Source organism: Bacillus sp. SIMBA_005 (assembly GCF_046535585.1).
In the GTDB taxonomy this organism is placed as follows: domain Bacteria; phylum Bacillota; class Bacilli; order Bacillales; family Bacillaceae; genus Bacillus; species Bacillus pumilus.
Genome location: NZ_JAWRWI010001199.1, coordinates 1 through 235, shown reverse-complemented (window position 1 = coordinate 235; position 235 = coordinate 1). Strand labels below are relative to the sequence as shown.

Below are 235 nucleotides of genomic sequence, written 5' to 3'. Positions count from 1 at the left end.
GTCACACGCTTAGCGGTGAAATTAGATTTTATTATTGGTGTCTTGCTAAAGGCATTAAAGACAGCAGGTACGGATCAATTCCGAGGTGTCCAAGTGCATATTGGCGAGATTATGGCGTGGCGTCATATGTTCTGGTCATTAAGTGATGCGATGGCGCTGAATCCAGAGAAAAAAGAGAATGGCATTGTCATTCCAAATTTAAATGGTGGATTAGCCTATCGGGTATTTTTGCAGG

The 235-nt window shown here is 42.6% G+C and carries 1 protein-coding gene; it reads left to right on the top strand.

The window, feature by feature from the left end; genetic code table 11:
* On the top strand, positions 1–235 hold a 235-nt coding region (locus SB660_RS23885; RefSeq protein WP_410585096.1), incomplete at both ends, for a 4-hydroxyphenylacetate 3-hydroxylase C-terminal domain-containing protein.